The following is a 17137-nucleotide window of genomic DNA, read 5'->3' as shown; positions in this document are numbered from 1 at the left end:
CTAGGTGAGGCTGTGCAGGGCCTCGGCGAGGATCTCGGCGCCCTCTTCCGCCTCGGCGACGGTGAGGGAGAGCGGCGGCGCGATGCGCAGCACGCTGGTGTTGTACCCGCCGCCCTTGCCGAGCAGCAGGCCGCCGGCGCGGGCGGCCTCCAGGACGGCGGCGGCCGCGTCCGGGTCGGCCTGGTCGGTGCCGGGCCGGGTCAGCTCCAGCCCGGCCATCAGGCCCCGGCCGCGGACCTCCCGTACGGCGGGCACGGTGGCGGCGATGGCGCGCAGTCGTTCCAGGAGGAGGCCGCCGACGCGGCGGGCGTTGCCCTGGAGGTCGTGCTCCAGCAGGTACCCGAGGTTGGCGACGCCTGCGGCCATGGTGACCGGGGAGCCGCCGAAGGTGGAGATGGAGTTGGAGTCGACGCAGTTCATCACCTCGGCGCGGGCCACGACACCGCCGATGGACATGCCGTTGCCGATGCCCTTGGCGAAGGTGAGGATGTCCGGCGGGCCGTTCTGGGCGTGGGCCTGCCAGCCCCAGAAGTGTTCTCCGGTACGGCCCCAGCCGGTCTGCACCTCGTCGCTGATCCAGAGGATGCCGTGGCGGTCCAGGACCTCGCGGAACGCCCCGTAGAGGCCGTCGGGCGGGGAGGTGAAGCCGCCGACGCCCTGGATCGGCTCGGCGATGAGGGCGGCGACGCCGCCGCGGGCCTGGCCCAGTACGTCTTCGAGGTCGGCGACGGCGGCCGCGGTGAACGCGGCGTCACCGAGTTCCGCGAAGGGGCCGCGGCTGCGGACGGCGCCGTGGACGTAGTAGGTCTGGAGGGGCGAGAGGCTCGTCGGGGACCAGCCGCGGTTGCCGGTGATCGAGACGGTGGAGAAGGACCGGCCGTGGTAGCTGTTGCGCATCGCCAGGATCTGGTTGGAGCGGCGGTACGTCGTCGCGAGCAGCAGGGCGGTGTCGTTGGCCTCGGTGCCGGAGGTGGTGAAGAAGACCCGGGCGTCGGGGATGCCGGAGAGGGCGGCGACCCGCTCGGCCAGTTCGATCATCGGGCGGTTGAGGTACAGGGTGGAGGAGTGGATGAGCCGCCCGGCCTGCTCGGCGACGGCCTTGGTGACCTCGGGGAGGGCGTGGGCGGTCATCGTGGTGAGGATGCCGCCGAAGAAGTCGAGGTAGCGGTTGCCCTCGGCGTCCCAGACGTGGCGGCCCTCGCCGTGGGTGAGTTCGAGCGGGCGGTCGTAGTACAGCGCGAGCCAGTCGGGCATGACGGAGCGGTGCCGGCTGTGCAGGGGGATCGGGTTGGTCACGGCTGTACGAGTCCTCCGTAGGCGTCGGGACGGCGGTCGCGGTAGAAGGCCCACTGCTCGCGGACCTCCCTGATCAGGTCGAAGTCGAGGTCGCGGACGAGGAGTTCCTCCTCCTTGTCGCTGGCGACCTCCCCGACGAACTTGCCGCGCGGGTCGACGAAGTAGCTGGTGCCGTAGAAGTCGTTGTCGCCGTACTCCTCCTGGCCGACCCGGTTGATCGCGGCGACGAAGTACTCGTTGGCCACGGCGGAGGCGGGCTGTTCCAGCTGCCACAGGTGCGCGGAGAGGCCGCGGTGGGTGGCGGAGGGGTTGAAGACCAGCTGCGCTCCGGCGAGGCCCAGTTGGCGCCAGCCTTCGGGGAAGTGGCGGTCGTAGCAGATGTAGACGCCGATCCGGCCGACGGCGGTGTCGAAGACGGGCCAGCCGAGGTTGCCCGGGCGGAAGTAGTACTTCTCCCAGAAGCCCTTGACCTGCGGGATGTGGTGCTTGCGGTACTTGCCGAGGTAGCTGCCGTCGGCGTCGATGACGGCGGCGGTGTTGTAGTAGAAGCCCTCGGACTCCCGCTCGAAGACCGGTACGACGATCACCATGCCGGTCTCGCGGGCGAGGTCCTGCATGCGCTGGACGGTGGGGCCGTCGGGGACGGGCTCGGCCCAGCGGTAGTGCTCGGGTTCCTGGACCTGGCAGAAGTAGGGGGCGTTGAACACCTCCTGGAACCCGATGATCTTCGCGCCCTGGGCGGCGGCCCGGCGGGCGTGTTCCTCGTGTTTGGCGATCATCGACTCGGTGTCTCCGGTCCAGGTGGCCTGGACCAGTGCGGCGCGGACGACTTGGGCCATGAGCTGCTCCTCGCGACGGGAACGCCGGTTCTACGCACGTAGACGGAGTGCGTAGGGAGTAGAACGTAGGCCTCGTCATCCCGTGGGGCAAGAGCGCCGTGCGCGGTTGGAGTAGTCGATCACGTTACGTCGCCCAGCGATCGTTTGCGATCACGAGACGGGCGGTTTACGCCGTGGCGATTCCGGCCGCGCGGAGGGCGTGCGCGAGATCGCGGTGGCGGGAGGCGGAGACCGCGCGGGCGGCGCGCAGCAGGCGCGGGGCGAACCACTGCGGGGCGCGGCGGGCCAGCGCGGCGGCCTCCTCCGCGGTGCGCACGCGGACGAAGGCGCCGAGCAGGGTGTCGGTCTCGCGGGTGCGGCCGGCGGTGGCGAGGGCCTGGGCGGCGTCGGCGACGTCGGCGGTGGGGCGGGCGGCGCCCTGGCGCAGGAGCGCGTCGCAGTCGGCGTGCCGGCCGGCGTCACCGAGGGCCGCGGCCGCGGCGGCGAGCCGCTCGGGCGGCAGCGAGGCCGCCTCCCACAGCAGCGTGGCCCAGTCGGCCCCGAGCCCGGCCCGCCCCAGCTCGACGGCGAGCCCGGGCAACGACCCGGCGGGCCCGGCGGCGGCCTCGCACAACACCGCGTGCGCCTCCCCGCTCCGCCCTTCCGCCCGCAACCCCACCAACCCGGCCACCAGCCCCCGAACCCCACCACGACCGACACCCCCGGCACCGCCCCGCCCCGGCGCGGCCTGAGCCCCGAAGACCCCGGCGGCCCCGGCAGCCCCGGCAGCCCCGGCGGCCCCGGCGGCCCCGGCGGCCCCGGCACCAGCCTGGCCCGGCGCCGCCTGAGCCCCGGCGGGCACGCCGTGGTCCCCGCCCCCGGAACCCGCCTGGCCCGGCCCACCGTGCGCCGCGAACTCCCCGGAACCGGCCCAGCCCGGCGCGGCCTGAGCCCCGGAGGCCCCGGCGGGCACGCCGTGGTCCCCGCCCCCGGAACCCGCCTGGACCGGGCCACCGTGAGCGGTGAACTCCCCGGAACCGGCCAGGTCCGGCGCGGCCTGCGGCCCGGGACCCCCGGCCGTCCCGACGGGCACGCCGTGGTCGGGGAAAGGCCCGGACGGGGATCCGGTCCCCGCCCGTGCGCCGCCCTGGCCGGACCGGGGGTCCGGGGCGAACCGCCCGGCCTCGGGGCCGCTTTCGGCCGGGGGCGCGGGGCGGGGGTCAGGGGTGACACGGGAGGGCGAGGGCGCCGGGGGGCCGAAGCGGGCGCCGCGCGGGGCGGGGAGGACGGGTTCCGGCGCCGTGGCCTCGGGCGGGGCGAAGCGGGCGCCGCGCGGGGGCCGCGGCGCGGCGCCCGGCGGCGGGGTGAACGCCGGGGTCTGCGGGGCCGCCGCCCCGGCGTACCGGGCGCCCCCGGCCCGCCGGCCACCCCGTAGCCACCGCCCCTCGGCCCGCCCCACCGGCGCCGCGACCCCGTCGCCCACCGGCGGGGGCGGCACCTCGACCTCCGGCCACGCGTCGTCCGCCCCGGATTCCGACCCAACGTGCCCCTGACGGCCGGAACCCACGCGCCCCGGCACGGGGCCGGCGGGGGCCGTGGGGGCCGGGGTTGGAGGAGAGGCGGGGACGGGGGGCGGTAAAGGGGTTTTCTTGAGGCGGTGGGTGAGGTCTTCGCAGCGGGCAGCGGCCCTGGTGGCGTCGTCCCGGGTCCAGGCGAGCTCCCGGCCGAGGGACTCCGCCTCCGGCGGCCCCGGCGCCGCCGCGAGGCGGGCCGTGAGGTCCCGCAGGGCGGCCTCGGACGCCGCCCGCTCGGCGACCGCCGCCGCGAGCAGGGTCCGCAGCTCCTGCGCCCCGCCCGGCCGCGCGTCCCACGCGGTGACGGCGGCCGCCCGCAGCAGGGCCGCGTACCGCGCCTCCCGGTCGTCCGCGCCCGCGTCCCCGAGCAGCGACTCCACGACGTCCCACGGCGGCATCGCCGTCCCGTCGAGGCAGGCCCGCATCCCGGCCGGGTCCCGCCGCAGGAACTCTCCGTACCAGCCCGCTCCGGGATCCAGTCTCCCCGTCAACGCCCTCAGGTACTGAGAGAGTTGAGCGATCGCCAGCGAAGTCGCGGTCTCCATGACCGCATTGCATCGCATCCGTGTTACGGGCGGGCTACGGGAGTCTCAAAGCTTGACGGCGATCCCGGTGTGCGGCCGGGCGCCCCGCCGGAACACCGCGGCGGGTACGTCCACCAACCAGAACTGCCAGCGGTACTTGCGGGAGAGCAGCCGGCGCACCCGCCCCAGCCCGTCCTCGTCCAGCAGCCGCGCCGTGCCCTCCAGCACCGGCGCGCCCTCCACCACCCGCCCCCGCACGTCGCACGCGGTGACGGTGACCCGCCCGTTGTTGCGGATCCGCTTCACCTTCCACGAATCGCTGCGCGTCCACACGTACAGCTCCTCGCCGTCCGTCACCGCCCACACCGGGGTGGCCACCGGCGTGCCGTCCTTGCGGAAGGTGGTGAGACTGACGTACCGCGCCTTGCCGAGCTCCTCAAGCGTCATCCCCCGACCCTAGGGGGTGCCGCACGACCCGGCCTCCCCGGCGCCGCTCAGACCGGCACGAAGGCGCAGCGCCGCATCACGTCGTCGAGCGAGAGGTTGAGCGCCTCCGCGAGGGCGGCGACGGTGAAGAAGGCGGGGGTGGGCGCGCGACCCGTCTCGATCTTGCGCAGCGTCTCGGCGGACAGCCCGGCGCTCGCCGCGACCTCGACCATGCTGCGGCCGGCACGCGCCTCGCGCAGCAGCGCGCCGAGCCGCTCGCCGCGCTCGCGCTCTTCGGGGGTGAGAGGGGTACGGACCATGTGCCCACCCTACCCCACCCCCAATAACTATCCCGTTAAAGTTATACCGGTATAGTTATTGGCATGGTGAAACTCAAGACCGATCAGGCAATCGACGAGATGCGCGCCCCCGGCCGGGTGGTGGCCCACGCCCTGGCGGCGGTCCGGGAGGCCGCCCGGGTCGGCACCTCCCTCCAGGAGCTGGACGAGGCGGCCCACGCGGTGCTCCGCGAGGCCGGCGCGACCTCGCCCTTCCTCGGGTACCGGCCGCAGTTCGCGCCCGTGCCCTTCCCCGCCGTCCTCTGCGTCTCCGTCAACGACGCGATCGTGCACGGCGTCCCGGGCCCCTACCGGCTGCGCGACGGCGACCTCGTCAGCGCCGACTTCGGGGCCAAGCTGAACGGCTGGGTCGGTGACGCGGCCGTCAGCTTCACCGTCGGCCGGGCCCGCCCCGCCGACCTGCGGCTCATCGAGACCGCGGAGGCGGCCCTCGCGGCCGGCATCGCCGCCGCCGTGCCCGGCAACCGGATCGGGGACATCGCCCACGCCGTGGGCACGCTCTGCCGCGCCGCCGGCTACGGCATTCCGGACGGCTTCGGCGGCCACGGCATCGGCCGCAGCATGCACGAGGACCCGGGCGTGCCCAACGAGGGCCCGCCGGGGCGCGGCATGAAGCTGCGCCCCGGCATGGTCCTCGCGATCGAGCCGATGGTGATCGCGGGCGGTACGGACGACTACCGGTGCGACGAGGACGGCTGGACCCTGCGCACCGTCGACGGCAGCCGCGCCGCGCACGCGGAGCACACGGTGGCGATCACCGCCGACGGCCCGAGGATCCTGACCGCCCTCTGAGCCCTACGGCCTGCCGTACGGGCGGACCACCATCGCGGAGCCGCCGCCCCGCCGGCTGGTCTCCGCCGCGGCCAGCCAGCGGCCGTCCGGCAGCCGCTGGACGCCGGTCGCGGCGCCGATCTCCGGGTTCTGCCGGAAGCCCTGACCGAGCGCCTCCAGCTCGGCCCGGACCGGGCTGTTCCACAGGCCCGGCTCCAGCTCGGTGGTGGTCTGGTTGCGCTGGCTGGCGCGCGGCGCCGCGATGGCGTCGACGAGCGGCAGCCCCCGGTCCAGGTGCCCGATCAGGGTCTGGAGCACGGTGGTGATGATGGTGGCGCCGCCCGGGGAGCCCACCGCGAGCACCGGACGCCCGTCGTCCAGCACGATCGTCGGGGACATGGACGAGCGCGGCCGCTTGCCGGGACCGGGCAGGTTCGGGTCCGGGACCCCGGGGGCGGCCGGCGCGAAGGAGAAGTCGGTCAGCTCGTTGTTCAGCAGGAAACCGCGCCCCGGCACGGTGATCGCGCTGCCGCCGGTGGACTCGATGGTCAGGGTGTAGGAGACCACGTTGCCCCAGCGGTCGGCGACCGTCAGGTGGGTGGTGTTCTCCCCCTCGTACGTGGTCGGGGCGGCCCGGCCGGTGGTGGCGCAGGGCTGCGGCCGGCGCGGGTCTCCGGGGGCCAGCGGGCTGGTCAGCGCCCGGTCGGGCGAGATGAGGCAGGCGCGCGAGTCGGCGTACCGCTGGGAGAGCAGCTGCCGGGTCGGCACGTCCACGGCGGCCGGGTCCCCGACCCAGCGGCCGCGGTCGGCGAAGGAGATCCGCGAGGCCTCGATGAAGCGGTGCAGGTACTGCGCCTCGGAGAGCGAGCCGAGGTCGGTGCCCTCCAGGATGTTCAGCGCCTCCCCGACGGTGGTGCCGCCGGAGGACGAGGGCGCCATGCTGTAGACGTCCAGGCCGCGGTAGCTCACCTGCGTCGGGGCCTGCCGCTTGGTCTCGTACGCGCGCAGGTCGCGGGTGGTCAGGTCCCCGGAGCGGACCTTGCGCGAAGCGGCCGGGTCCACCGGGGGCGTGCGGACGGCGCGGACGATGTCCTCGGCGATCGGGCCCCGGTAGAGCGCGCCGGTGCCCTTGCGGCCGAGTTCGGCGTACGTGGCGGCCAGGTCGGGGTTCTTGAAGGTGGAACCCACCACCGGCAGGGCCCCGCCGGGCAGGAACAGCTTCGCGGTGTCCGGGAAGTCCTTGAAGCGGGCCTGGTTGAGCTCGGTCTGGGACCGGAAGGTGGCGTCCACGGTGAACCCGTCGCGCGCCAGTTCCTCGGCGGGCTTGAGCAGTTGGCGCAGCGGCCGGCTGCCCCAGGCGTCGAGCGCGCTGGTCCAGGTGGCGGGGGTGCCGGGGACGCCGACGGAGCGGCCGCTGGTCTGGCCCTCCTCGAAGGGGATGGGGACGCCGTTCTCCTGGAACAGGGTGGCGGTGGCCGAGGCCGGGGCGGTCTCGCGCCCGTCGATGGTGTGCACCCGGCGGGACTTGGCGTCGTAGTAGACGAGGTAGCCGCCCCCGCCGACGCCCGCCGAGTAGGGCTCGGTGACCCCGAGGGCCGCGGCGGTGGCGACGGCCGCGTCCACGGCGTTGCCGCCGGAGCGCAGGACGGCGATGCCCACGGCCGAGGCGTCGGCGTCGACGCTGGCGACGGCCCCGCCGTACCCGGCGGCGACGGGCACCTTGGGCGGCGCGGCGGCGGTGGTGGGCGGGGCGGCGGCCCCGGTGGAGACGAGCGCTCCCGCGAGGGCGACGAGCGCTAATGGACGTACGGCGGGACGACGCATCCCGAACCTCCCAGTCGACGGCCGGTCAGAGCCAGGTCCCGCACTGTAACTTCACCGCACCCCCCACGTCAGGAGCACACGGGGACGACTACCATCCGCCGCATGAACGACGACGTGCGCAACATCGTGCTCGGGGTGGTGGCCACCGCCATCAGCGGCGGGTTCGGCTGGTTCGCCCGGACCTTCCTGTGGCGCCGTACGCTCCGCCGCAAGCAGGCGTTCTTCGGACTGCCGACCGGTTCGGACTGCCTGTTCGTGGTCAACCGGCAGATGGGCGGCACGGAGGGGTCGGTGCACCGCAACGACGCGTTCGCGCTGCTGGAGATATCGGCCCTGATCAAGGACTGCGGGGCGAACCTGCAGATCGTCTCGCACGACGGGGTCCGCCAGGGCTTCGGCGAGCGCGCCGAGTTCTGCGTCGGCGGGCCGGCGTCCAACGCGCGGACGGCCGCCCACCTGGCCTCGATGCTGCCGGGGGTCCGTGTCGACCTGACCACCGAGGCCGGCCGGGACCGGGGGTCGATCCAGGTCGGCGGCGAGGCGTACCGCTGGCAGAAGGGCCAGGTGGACCACGTGCTGCTGGCCCGGCTGACGACGGCGCCCGGGACCCGGCCGGTGTTCCTGATCTCGGGGCAGACCGCGATCAGCAACCAGGCGGGCGCCCGCTATCTGGCGCGCCACCACGAGGAGTTGGCGCGCCGCTACGGCAAGGGCTCCTTCTGCGTGGTGCTGAAGGTGAACAACTCCGACGCCTACGGCCCGGACGTGGTCGACCTGCTGGCGGACGTCACCCGGCAGGCCCGGACACCCGTAGCGGCAGCCGCGTGATCCCGTTGATGAAGTTCGACACCAACCGCCTGGGCCGTCCCGCGAGTTCGGGGGCGGGCATGGCCGAGCGCCACTCCTCGTAGAGCACGCGCAGCTGGAGCCGGGCGAAGTGGGCCCCGAGGCAGACGTGCGGGCCGTCGCCGAAGGAGACGTGCGGGTTGGGCGTGCGGCGCAGGTCGAGGCGGCCGGGGTCGGTGAAGACGCGCTCGTCGTGGTTGGCGGAGGCGTGGAAGACCACCACCTTGTCCCCGGCGCGGACCGGCTGCCCGGCGAGTTCGGTGTCGACGGCGGCGGTACGGCGGAAGCTCAGCACCGGCGGGTGGACGCGCAGGAGTTCGTCCACGGCCGTGTGCATCGCCGCCCGGCCCCCGGCGAGCAGCCGGTAGGCGTCCGGGTCCCGGGCCAGCGCGAGCAGACCGCCCGGGGCGGCGCCGCGTACGGTGTCGTTGCCCGCGACGGTGAGCAGGAAGAAGAACATCTCCAGCTCGGCCGGGTCCAGTCCGGCCTCGGCGAGGGCGGTCATCACGTCGTCGCCGGGGTGGTTGCGCTTGTGGGCGGCCAGTTCCCGGGCGTACGAGAACATCTCGCCCAGCAGCGCCGGGGAGCGCGGGTTCAGCGGTGTGCCGTCGGGGCCGAGCGGGGGCGCGGGCGCGTCCTCGGGGTCCTGGTAGCCGATGACCCGTACGGTCCACTCCAGCAGCAGGCGCCGGTCGGCGGCCGGGACGCCCAGCAGGTCGGTCAGGTTGAGCAGCGCGTACTCGTCGGTGACGGCGGCGACCAGGTCGGTCGCGCCGTCCTCGGCCTTGGCGCGGGCGTCGGCGAGGAGCGTACGGGCCCGCTCGCGCACCCGGCCGGCGAAGGCGTCCACGCGGGCCGGGGTGAAGGCGCGGGAGATCAGCCGGCGCAGCCGCCCGTGGCCCGGGGGGTCCTGGTTGAGCATGGTGCGGCGCAGGAAGGGCAGGTCTGCCGGGTCGGGGTCGCGGATCTGGGTGGCGCCGAGCCAGGAGGAGTACGTGGTGTGGTCGCGCAGCACCCGGACGACGTCGGCGTGCCGGGTGACGGCCCAGAAGCCGGGCCCGGCGGGCCAGCCGAGGACCTCCGGCTCCTCCTGCCAGGTGACGGGGTGCCGCTCGCGCAGCAGCCGGTAGGTGTCGTAGGGGATGCCGGCGGCGTAGATCCGGGGGTCGAAGACGTCCACGGGTCCACCGTGTCGGGTGGGGCGGCGCCGCACAAGAGCGTGTCAGCTGGCGGGGACCGGGCACTCCTGCGCGGGCACGATGCTGTTGCTCTGGCCCGCGAGGACGACCCGGGCGTCCACGTCGAGCGGTTCGGCGTGCGCGACGGTGCAGACGATCTGGCCGCGGGCGGCCTCGCTGAGCGCCGTCACCGGGAAGGGCAGCGTGACGGTCAGGAGGCCGTCCTTGCGCTCGGGGTCGCGCACCGGGGCGAAGGCCAGGGGCAGTTCGGTGTGGAGCGAGGCGGCGAGCTCCGCGCCGGTCGGCCCCCGCAGGAGCGCCCTCAGCGCGAACCCGGCCGGGGTGTCGTAGAGGGGCGCCTTGGAGGCCGGGGCGGTGCCGGAGCCGGGATCGGCCGGGAACGGACCGGGGCGCAGGACGGGGGTCAGCCGCCCCTCCCGGTCGACGAGGTAGAGCAGCATGGTGCCGCCCTCGCCCTTGATCCGCGCGGGGTCCCCGACCTCGAACACGTCGGTGCCGGGGATGCCGGTGGCGTCCGCGCACCCGGCGAGCAGGAAGCCCGCCAGCAGGGTCGCCGGGGCGGCGCTCGCCCGGCGGCGGCGCCGGCGCCGGTCCGTGGCGGTCATACGGCGGCCTCCAGGGGCATCTCGACGGTGAACAGGGCGCCGCCGCCGTCCCGGTTGGCCGCCCGGACGCCGCCGCCGTGCAGCCGGACGTTCTCCAGGGTGATGGCGAGGCCGAGGCCGCTGCCCGCGGAGCGGGTGCGGGCGGCGTCGGCCTTGTAGAAGCGGTCGAAGATGTGCGGGAGCACCTCGGGGTCGATGCCGGGGCCGCTGTCGGCCACCCGCACCACGAGCCGGGCGCCGTCCGGCCGCTGCTCCTCGGCGGCGCTGACGTGCACGTCGGCGCCGCCGTGCCGCAGGGCGTTGCCGACCAGGTTGGCGAGGACCACGTCGAAGCGGCGCGGGTCGAGGCGGGCCCGCAGCCCGGCGGGCAGTTCGGTGGCGACCCGGTCCTGCCAGTGCCTGCGTTCCAGGGTCTTGCGGACGAATTCGGCGACGTCGACCTCGTCGGCGTGGAGTTCGGCGGCGCGGGCGTCGAAGCGGGAGATCTCCATCAGGTCCTCGACGAGGGCGGCGAGCTTGCCGGTCTCGGCGGTGATCAGGCGCAGCGCGGCGGCGGTGTCGGAGTCGAGGTGGACGGCCTCCTCGTCGAGCACCTCGGTGACGGCGAGCATGCCGGCGAGCGGGGTGCGCAGTTCGTGGGAGACGTCCGCGGCGAAGCGCCGGGCCCGGGCCTCGGCCTGGCGCAGCTCCTCGACCGAGCCCTCCAGCGCCGAGGCGGTCTCGTTGAAGGTGCGGGCGAGGTCGGCGAGCTCGTCGGAGCCCTTGACCTCGATCCGGGTGTCCAGCTTGCCGCGGCCGAGGCTGAGCGCGGCGTGGCGCAGCCTGCGGACGGGCTTGAGGACGCTGCGGGCGGCGAGCAGGGCGGGGATGACGGCGATGCCGAGGGCCGGGAGGGCGCCGTCGCGGGCGGCGACGACCATGGCCTGGACGGTGGTCTGCTCGGTGGCCAGGGGCATGACGCCGTAGAAGACGAGGCCGCTCGACTGGGTGCGGTCGTTGTGTTTGAAGGTGGCCGGCATGGCGAAGGTCAGGTAGACCTCCTTGCCCTTGCGGACCCGCTGGACGGCGCCGTTGGGGCGGGTGCGGGCCTCGGCGCGCAGTTCGTCGGTGATGACGGTGGAGTTCGGGGACTCGGCCGAGGAGACGGTGTTCCCGGCGTATTCGGCGTAGACCATCCAGGAGTGCGGCTGGCTGCTGCGGGCGAGGTCGGCGCAGGCGCTCTTGAGCTCGTCGGGCCGCGGCGGCAGCGGCAGGGACAGCCGGCCGACCAGGTCGCGCATGGAGGAGACGGCGGTGTCCTGGCTCTGCTTGAGGATCGCGGTACGGGCCTCGCGGTAGGTCAGGGCGGCGCTGGTCGCCGCGCTGATCGCGGCGACCAGCAGGAACGCCGCGATCAGCCGGGTGCGCAGCCCGAGCGGCGCGATCCGCCTCACAGCGGGCCGAAGCGGTAGCCGAAGCCCCGCACGGTCTGTATGTAGCGGGGGCTGCCGGCCGGGTTCTCTATCTTGGTGCGCAGGCGGCGTACGCAGGCGTCCACGAGCCGGGCGTCGGCGTGGTAGCTGTGGTCCCAGACGTACTCCAGGAGCTGCTGTCGGGAGAAGACGTGCTCCGGCGAGGCGGACAGGTGCAGCAGCAGCTTGATCTCGCTGGGGGCGAGGGGGACGCGCTCGCCCCTCTTGGCGACGGTCAGCCCGGCGCGGTCGATGGCGAGCTCGCCGTGGAACTCCACCTCGGGCCGGCTGCCCGCCGGGGTGCTCAGGCGGCGCAGCACCGCCTTGACGCGGGCCTCGATGACCTCGGTGCGGGCGGGTTTGACGATGTAGTCGTCGGCGCCCGCCTCCAGGCCGACGACGATGTCGAAGTCGTCGCCGCGCGCGGTCAGCATGATGATCGGGACCTGGCTGGTCTCGCGGATGCGGCGGCATACCTGCACGCCGTTGATCCCGGGCAGCATGAGGTCGAGCAGCACCAGCTCGGGGCGGAAGCTCGCCATCAGGGCGAGGCCGTCCTCCCCGGTCTCGGCGGCGCTGACCTCGTGGCCGCGGCGGCGCAGGCCGAGCCCCACCCCCTCGCGGATGGAAGGGTCGTCCTCGATCAGCAGTACGCGTGGCATCCGGTCGGTGTCCAAGGTGATTCGGTGATGTGCATCGGGTCAGCTGCCTCAGCGGCCGGTTCTGCGCCGCAGGGAGTCCAGCAGGTCGGTGATCTCGGCCAGGCGCAGCGGCCCGGCGAGAAGGACGACGACCGCGGCGATGACCGCGGTTCCCGCTCCGACGGCGGCGAAGTCCCCGAAGCGGTCGGCGGCGCGGGCGGCCGCGTGTCCGGCGGCGCCCGCCGGGAGGCAGGCGAGCAGCAGCCGCAGGTGGGTGCCGACGGCCGTGGCCCGCCGTCCGGTACGGCTGCCCGCGCGCGGGCCGAGCCGCCGCGAGAGGGTGTACGCGGTGACGGCCAGGCCCGCGAAGAGCGCGACGGAGTAGGCGCCGGCCATCCCGGTGACCGCCCAGCGCAGCGGGAGCAGGAGGTACGCGGCGACCGAGAGCGCGGCCCACAGGCCGGCGATGACCAGGTTCAGGAAGAACGGGGTCCGGGTGTCGGAGAGCGCGTAGAAGCCGCGCGAGAGGACGTACTGGCCGGAGAAGGCGATCAGGCCGGGGGCGAAGGCCACCAGCATGCCGGCCATCACCTCGATGTCGGCGGCGGTGGTGCGCCCGTACTCGAAGAACGCGCCCATCAGCCAGGGGGCGAGGGCCGCGAAGACCACGGTGGCCGGGACCACGAGGGCGGCGCTGGAGCGCAGCGCGTACGACACGTCGCGGCGGACCGCGCCGAGGTCGCCGTCGGTGGCGGCGGAGCTCATCCGGGGCATCAGGGCGGTCACCAGGGAGACGGTGATGATGCCCTGGGGGACGATCCACAGCTGGTAGGCGTTGCTGTAGGCGGTGTATCCGGCGCCCCCGGCCAGACCCGCCGCCTCGGCGTGCCGGCCGACGGTGGTGGAGAGCCGGGTCACCACCCAGTAGCCGATCTGGTTGGTGAGGACGAGCATGACCAGCCAGCCCGCGTTGCGCAGCGGCCGGGCCAGGCCGCTGCCGCGCCAGTCGAGGCGGGGGCGCCAGCGGAAGCCGGCGGCGCGCAGCGAGGGGAGCAGGGCGAGGGCCTGGAGGACGATCCCGGCGGTGGTGCCGAGGCCGAGGAGGCGGGTCTCGCCGGCGGTGAGGCCGCCCCCGGAGCCGTGTGACACGTACAGGAACAGCCCGAAGACGCCGATGATCACGAGGTTGTTGAGGATCGGGGTCCACATCATCGCGCCGAACCGGCCGCGGGCGTTCAGCACCTGCCCGAGCAGGGTGAACAGCCCGTAGAAGAGGATCTGCGGGAGGCAGAACCGGGCCAGGGCGACGGTGGTGCTCTCCTGCGCCCCGGTGTAGCCGGTGTACGCGGAGACGATCAGCGGCGCCGCGAGGACGGCGACGGCGGTGAGCAGCAGGAGCGCGGCGGTGCAGGCGGTCAGCAGCCGGTCGGTGTACGCGGCGCCGCCGTCCTTGTGCTCCTTGGCGGCCCGGACCAGCTCGGGCACGAAGACGGCGTTGAGCGCGCCGCCTATGAGGAGCATGTAGAGGATGTTGGGGACGGTGTTGGCGACGGCGTAGCCGTCGCCCGTCAGCCCGGTGCCGAGGGCGGCGACGACGACGGCGGAGCGGACGAAGCCGGTGGCGCGGGAGACGATCGAGCCGGCCGCCATGAGCGCGCCGCTGCGCAGCACCGAGCCCTGCCCGGGGGCGGCGGCCCGCTCCTGCGGCGCGGCGGCCTGTCCGGGCACCGTGGGCTGCGCGCCGGTCTCGGGGGCGGGGCCGGGCGTACGGGTGCCGGCGTGCGGGGTCACCGGCGGCCCTGCAAGGCCTCGTACAGCGCCGTGTTGGTGCGGCCGTCCACCGGGATCTCCCATTCAGCGAGCGTTTCGAGGACCTGCCCGCCGGTGCCGGGCTTCCAGCGCAGCAGACCGTACGGCCGATCATCGGGGTCGAGGGTGGAGGTTACCCCGCGCGGGTCGTACGCGTCGGGGGGAGGTGGGCGCGATATCGGCGGGTTCCGGAAATGACGGCGGAGGAGAGGGCGGAGCCCGATATCTCGCCGCCGGGTTAGTACCGGTACTACCGGTAGTGCCTTCCGGCCCTTTCCGAGCGCCGGAAGTCCTTTACCCCGGCCCGCGAGGGGACGGGAGAAAAATCACCCGGCCGGGCCGGGAGGGGAATGCCCGGTATTCGGGGACGGAGCGGGAGCGCACCGCCCGCTCCCGCTCCTGGTGCAGGTGGGGGCGGTGGCGGGCGGTGCGCACGGGGCGGGCGGCCTGTGGTCCGTGACGGCGCCGCGGCGGCGATTGTGACCGGACGATGACCGTTTCGCTGCGGTCCACGTCACAACCGAAAATCAGATCTTCTCGGCAGATTGGGCAACCTAAAGTCATGCCGTTCGCATCTCCTCTTGCGAGCGATCATTACTTGGAGGGGTTTCGTTGAGCCGCACACGCCGTTACGCACGCAGTCGCCACGCCATGCTGGCGGGGACCGCACTCCTGGCCGCCGCGCTGACCGCATGCGGCGGCGGCTCCGGGTCGGGAGCCTCGGGCGATGACGGCAAGCCGGGGTCGAAGAAGAAGCAGGACATGGCGATCTCCGTGAACCTCACGGGCGACCAGGCCAAGCCCGGCGAGCCGGTCAAGGTCTCCCTCGGCGAGGGCAAGCTGGCGCTGGTGAAGGTGACGGACGGCAAGGGCGGCGAACTGCCGGGCAAGATGTCCGACGACGGCAAGTCGTGGACCTCCGAGCGCAATGCCGCTCCGGGCACGGACTACAAGGTCGAGGCCCAGAACACCGACAGCCAGAGCGCGAACGCCCAGTTCAAGACGGCGGCCGCGGACAAGGTGAACAAGGTCACGATCACCCCGGGCAAGGCCACCGCGGTGGTCGGCATAGCCCAGCCGGTCTCGATCGTGTTCGACAACCCGGTGAAGAACAAGGCCGAGGTGGAGAAGCACCTGAAGGTGACCACCTCGAACAACACCGAGGGCTCCTGGGGCTGGTTCAAGGACTACACGGGCAACGACCGCGTGGACTGGCGGCCGAAGGAGTACTGGAAGTCCGGCACCGAGGTGAAGGTCGCGATGAACCTCAACGGGGTGGACTCGGGCCAGGGCGGCGGCTACTTCGTCAAGGACTACAACACCGAGTTCAAGATCGGCAAGGACCGCCGGCTCACGGTCGACCTGGACGCGCACAAGCTGACGGTGACCGAGGACGGGCAGGCCGTGAAGTCCATCCCGGTCTCGGCGGGCACGCCCGGCGGCAAGAAGGCCTCCTGGTCCGGGAAGATGGTCCTGATGACCAAGGAGGGCACCATCCGGATGGACTCCCAGACGGTGGGCCTGGGCGACTCCTACGACAAGATGGTCGACTACTCGATGCGGCTCACCTGGTCGGGCATGTACATCCACGCCGCGCCGTGGAACACCGCCCACTTCGGCAACGCCAACACCAGCTCCGGCTGCGTCGGGATGAGCGACGCCGACGCGAAGGCCCTCTTCGCCTCGGCCCAGGTCGGTGACGTGGTCGAGGTCACCGGCAACGGCTCGAAGGGCAAGGCCGACATCGGCAACGGCTACGGCGAGTGGAACCTGTCCTGGGACGAGTGGAAGGCCAAGAGCGCCCTCTCCGCCACCCCCCAGAACGGCTGACCGCCCCACCCACGCGACGGCGGGCCGCCTCCCCCCCCCCGGGAAGGCGGCCCGCCGCTCCACTTCGCCCTTCGCCAAGTGCCGGGAAGGGACGTCAGACCTTGTAGTAGAGGTCGAACTGCCTGTTGGCGCCCGCGTTGTTCGTGATGCCGAAGCACAGGCGCGGGGCGCCCGCGCCTGTGTGGATGGCCATGCCCTCCGGCTCGCGGGGGTCCGCCACGGGTCCGCTTCCGAGTGGGTGCTGGCGATGTAGCCCGTGACGGGGTCGTTCCGGGTGCCGTTCAGATCGAAGGACGTGGTGTGGACGGCCCACTTGTCGATGCCGGTCAGGGTGCTCGACGGGGTGCTCGTACGGGGGTCGCCGCTGAGCATGTAGACGTACTGGCCGTAGGACGTGAAGCCCTGGAACGTCGCCGAGGTGTTGGGGTCCGGGGTGCCGTCAGCCCTGCGCTTGTGGAGCGGGGGCTGCTGGATGCGGGCCAGCGGGGCCGGCAGCGTGCCGGTGCCCGCCGTGGCCACCGCCGCCGCGAGGTCGTACGCCGCGAACCAGTGGTCGGAGCCCAGCGCGTAGCGGATCAGCAGGATGTCGTGGTCCACGTCCACCGAGGGCGTCATCGAGGTCGCCGCCGGGTCCGGTGAGCCGAAGCGCTGTACGGACGGGTGGCTGGTCCACAGCACGGTCTTGGTGACGAAGGGGAAGCGGACGAACTCCTGCCCGTACCCGCTGCGTCCCGACCCCGCCTCGGTCCACACGTACGCCGGGTTGCCGCCGCTCGCGGGCTGGACGCCGAGCGAGACGCCGTGGCCGAAGCCCAGCAGGTACATGTACCCGTTGGCCGCGCCCGTGGCGATGTCGTGCCGGGTCAGACAGAGGTCGCCGGACTCGGCGTGAACGTCCGCGCCGATCGACGCCGTCACCGCGGCCTGGCTGCCCGAGCGGAGGTACGCGATCTGGCTCGCCCCGGCGACCTGGAGGGTGTAGAAGTGCCCGTTCGCCGAATCGAAGGCGATGCCCTGGAGCGTGGTCGAGCTGTCCTGGTTGGCCACGCCGGCCTGCCAGCGGCTGGAGTCGGCGGCGACATCGATCAGCGCCGTCCCGGCCGGAACCCTCGCCGGGTTGTCCACGGGTGCGGCCGCCGCCGCCTGAGCGGGGAGTCCCAGCCC

At 73.8% G+C, this 17137-nt stretch carries 17 protein-coding genes and 1 pseudogene; 6 read left to right on the top strand and 12 right to left on the bottom strand.

Annotation, left to right across the window (positions count from 1 at the left end):
• The 5 genes from IE248_RS07610 to IE248_RS07590 form a co-directional block, all read right to left on the bottom strand.
• Positions 1 to 1254, bottom strand: coding sequence for an aspartate aminotransferase family protein (locus tag IE248_RS07610; protein ID WP_037791227.1), 1254 nt, complete (start codon positions 1252 to 1254; stop codon positions 1 to 3).
• Positions 1255 to 1292: 38 nt separating this feature from the next.
• Entirely contained in the window at positions 1293 to 2135 is an 843-nt protein-coding gene (locus IE248_RS07605) for a nitrilase-related carbon-nitrogen hydrolase (protein WP_008737963.1), read from the bottom strand.
• A 166-nt stretch (positions 2136 to 2301) separates the two neighbouring features.
• Positions 2302 to 3612, bottom strand: coding sequence for a UL36 very large tegument protein (locus IE248_RS38135; protein ID WP_190030241.1), 1311 nt, complete (start codon positions 3610 to 3612; stop codon positions 2302 to 2304).
• Between the two features lie 666 nt (positions 3613 to 4278).
• The gene (locus IE248_RS07595) at positions 4279 to 4659 is read right to left on the bottom strand and encodes a PPOX class F420-dependent oxidoreductase (protein WP_073775601.1); all 381 of its coding nucleotides are present in this window, start codon (positions 4657 to 4659) and stop codon (positions 4279 to 4281) included.
• A gap of 47 nt (positions 4660 to 4706) precedes the next feature.
• A complete protein-coding gene (locus IE248_RS07590; RefSeq protein WP_073796899.1) occupies positions 4707 to 4958 on the bottom strand; it encodes a helix-turn-helix domain-containing protein in 252 nt (83 codons plus the stop codon).
• A gap of 63 nt (positions 4959 to 5021) precedes the next feature.
• Here IE248_RS07590 and map point away from each other — a divergent pair, with 63 nt between their 5' ends.
• Entirely contained in the window at positions 5022 to 5789 is a 768-nt protein-coding gene (gene map, locus IE248_RS07585; RefSeq protein ID WP_073796900.1) for a type I methionyl aminopeptidase, read from the top strand.
• A gap of 3 nt (positions 5790 to 5792) precedes the next feature.
• Here map and ggt read toward each other — a convergent pair whose 3' ends face one another.
• Positions 5793 to 7592 carry a gamma-glutamyltransferase gene (gene ggt / locus IE248_RS07580; RefSeq protein ID WP_073796901.1) on the bottom strand — a complete coding sequence of 600 codons (1800 nt, stop codon included), beginning with the start codon at positions 7590 to 7592 and terminating at the stop codon, positions 5793 to 5795.
• Positions 7593 to 7694: 102 nt separating this feature from the next.
• On the opposite strand from ggt, the gene IE248_RS07575 reads away from it, so the two are divergent.
• Positions 7695 to 8420, top strand: coding sequence for a hypothetical protein (locus IE248_RS07575; RefSeq protein WP_073775604.1), 726 nt, complete (start codon positions 7695 to 7697; stop codon positions 8418 to 8420).
• On the opposite strand, the gene IE248_RS07570 is transcribed toward IE248_RS07575, so the two are convergent.
• From IE248_RS07570 to IE248_RS37215, 6 genes and pseudogenes are all read right to left on the bottom strand, one after another.
• Positions 8380 to 9618 carry a cytochrome P450 gene (locus tag IE248_RS07570; RefSeq protein WP_190030240.1) on the bottom strand — a complete coding sequence of 413 codons (1239 nt, stop codon included), beginning with the start codon at positions 9616 to 9618 and terminating at the stop codon, positions 8380 to 8382. The two genes, IE248_RS07575 and IE248_RS07570, sit on opposite strands and share 41 nt — an antisense overlap.
• 42 nt (positions 9619 to 9660) lie before the next feature.
• Positions 9661 to 10242 carry a hypothetical protein gene (locus IE248_RS07565; RefSeq protein ID WP_159031924.1) on the bottom strand — a complete coding sequence of 194 codons (582 nt, stop codon included), beginning with the start codon at positions 10240 to 10242 and terminating at the stop codon, positions 9661 to 9663.
• Positions 10239 to 11675, bottom strand: a complete 1437-nt coding sequence (locus tag IE248_RS07560; RefSeq protein WP_190030239.1) for an ATP-binding protein — start codon at positions 11673 to 11675, stop codon at positions 10239 to 10241. Before IE248_RS07560 ends, IE248_RS07565 begins: the two co-directional genes overlap by 4 nt.
• Positions 11672 to 12355, bottom strand: a complete 684-nt coding sequence (locus tag IE248_RS07555; protein ID WP_073797038.1) for a response regulator — start codon at positions 12353 to 12355, stop codon at positions 11672 to 11674. Before IE248_RS07555 ends, IE248_RS07560 begins: the two co-directional genes overlap by 4 nt.
• 48 nt (positions 12356 to 12403) lie before the next feature.
• Positions 12404 to 14188 carry a murein biosynthesis integral membrane protein MurJ gene (gene murJ, locus IE248_RS07550; RefSeq protein WP_229895169.1) on the bottom strand — a complete coding sequence of 595 codons (1785 nt, stop codon included), beginning with the start codon at positions 14186 to 14188 and terminating at the stop codon, positions 12404 to 12406.
• Positions 14122 to 14301, bottom strand: a pseudogene (locus IE248_RS37215) (peptidoglycan bridge formation protein FemAB); the annotation flags it as partial. The gene murJ and the pseudogene IE248_RS37215, both read right to left, overlap by 67 nt.
• 454 nt (positions 14302 to 14755) lie before the next feature.
• Between IE248_RS37215 and IE248_RS07545 the strand changes: the two are divergent.
• The 4 genes from IE248_RS07545 to IE248_RS07530 all read left to right on the top strand — a co-directional run bounded on the left by IE248_RS07545 (position 14756) and on the right by IE248_RS07530 (position 17120).
• Positions 14756 to 15973 carry a L,D-transpeptidase gene (locus IE248_RS07545; RefSeq protein ID WP_008737991.1) on the top strand — a complete coding sequence of 406 codons (1218 nt, stop codon included), beginning with the start codon at positions 14756 to 14758 and terminating at the stop codon, positions 15971 to 15973.
• 394 nt (positions 15974 to 16367) lie between these two features.
• Positions 16368 to 16544 carry a hypothetical protein gene (locus IE248_RS07540; protein WP_190030238.1) on the top strand — a complete coding sequence of 59 codons (177 nt, stop codon included), beginning with the start codon at positions 16368 to 16370 and terminating at the stop codon, positions 16542 to 16544.
• A gap of 12 nt (positions 16545 to 16556) precedes the next feature.
• Positions 16557 to 16865, top strand: coding sequence for a hypothetical protein (locus IE248_RS07535; RefSeq protein ID WP_190030237.1), 309 nt, complete (start codon positions 16557 to 16559; stop codon positions 16863 to 16865).
• A gap of 117 nt (positions 16866 to 16982) precedes the next feature.
• A complete protein-coding gene (locus IE248_RS07530) occupies positions 16983 to 17120 on the top strand; it encodes a hypothetical protein (protein ID WP_190030236.1) in 138 nt (45 codons plus the stop codon).
• Positions 17121 to 17137: the final 17 nt, after the last annotated feature.

The organism is Streptomyces goshikiensis (assembly GCF_014650555.1).
Classification (GTDB): domain Bacteria; phylum Actinomycetota; class Actinomycetes; order Streptomycetales; family Streptomycetaceae; genus Streptomyces; species Streptomyces goshikiensis.
This window is presented reverse-complemented; position numbering and strand designations above follow the sequence as displayed.